The organism is Faecousia intestinalis (assembly GCF_040096185.1).
Classification (GTDB): domain Bacteria; phylum Bacillota; class Clostridia; order Oscillospirales; family Oscillospiraceae; genus JAZOXB01.
Genome location: NZ_JBBMFF010000153.1, coordinates 1 through 1309 on the forward strand (window position 1 = coordinate 1; position 1309 = coordinate 1309).

Sequence of the window (1309 nt, forward strand, 5' to 3'; positions counted from 1 at the left end):
GCCACGGCCCCTTCGGGGCCTCGCAATGGCACGTCAGGCGGGTGCAGCGGTACACCAGCGCTCTTCTGCCGTTGAATTGTCCTCCACAAGGCGGTCACTACCCGTAAAGGGCACGCCGCATCCGTAAGGCGGCAAAGCCGCCAACGGCTGCGCAGTGACCGCCGCTACAGACGCAATTGGTGCGTGCAATTTTAACGATAGCCGGTACGGGTCGGAAGTGCGCAGCCGGACCCGGCTGTCCGCTCCCCCACAATGCACGACCGGCGATCTGGCATAACTTCCCACTTTCCATTTTCCCCCTGCACACGCCCGTCCCTGCCTGACGCCGCCCATGGATTCGCAGTTGCAAACCGGCGGCGGTTCTGCTACAATGGGCAGGAAAAGGGGGCGTTTGCCATGCTGGATGTGTGCGATCCGCGCGTGATCCGCGCGCTGCTTGAAAAATACGGATTTCATTTTTCCAAGGCGAAGGGACAGAATTTCCTGACGCAGCGGTGGGTGCCGCAGCGCATCGCGCAGGAGGCCGGCATTGACCGCTCAACCGGCGTGCTGGAGATCGGCCCCGGCTTCGGCCCGCTGACGCAGGAGCTGTGCCTCCGTGCCGGGCGTGTGACGGCCATCGAGCTGGACACGACGCTCCGCCCCGTGCTGGCGGAGACCGTGGGCGAGTTCGACAACCTCACCATCCACTTTGCCGACGCCATGAAAATGGACCTACCGGCCCTTGTGCAGGCGGAATTCCCCGGCCTGACGCCCGCCGCCTGTGCCAACCTGCCGTATTATATCACGTCTCCGGTCCTGACGCGCCTGCTGGAGAGCCGCTGCTTCTCCGCCGTGACCGTCATGGTGCAGAAGGAGGTCGCGCGCCGCATCTGCGCCGCGCCCGGAACGGCGGACTACTCCGCGTTCTCCATCCTCTGCCAGTACCACGCCGCGCCGGAGCTGCTGTTTGACATCCCGGCCTCGTGCTTCATCCCGCAGCCGAAGGTGACGAGCGCCGTCGTCTGCCTGCGCACGCGGCCCGCGCCCGCGGACATCCGCGACGAGGTGCTGTTCTTCCGCACGGTGCGCGCCAGCTTTGCCCAGCGCCGCAAGACGCTCGTCAACGGGCTGGCCTCCGGCTTCCCGCAGCTGACAAAGGCGGAGCTGACCGACGTGCTGGCCGCATGCGGTCTGCCTGCCAATGTCCGCGGCGAAACGCTCGGCCTCGAGGGCTTCGCCGCCCTGTCCAATGCCATCGGGGAAAGGCTGTAGGGTTCCAGTCGTGCGTTGTAGGGGAGCGGCATGCCCCTCCCGGCGCAATGCTGCC

1 protein-coding gene is annotated in these 1309 nt (G+C 66.2%); it reads left to right on the forward strand.

Annotated elements, in window-relative coordinates; all coding sequences use genetic code 11:
• Window positions 1–396 precede the first annotated feature (396 nt).
• On the forward strand, window positions 397–1254 hold the full coding sequence (gene rsmA / locus WMO66_RS03925) for a 16S rRNA (adenine(1518)-N(6)/adenine(1519)-N(6))-dimethyltransferase RsmA (RefSeq protein ID WP_349135079.1): 858 nt from the start codon (window positions 397–399) through the stop codon (window positions 1252–1254).
• Window positions 1255–1309: the final 55 nt, after the last annotated feature.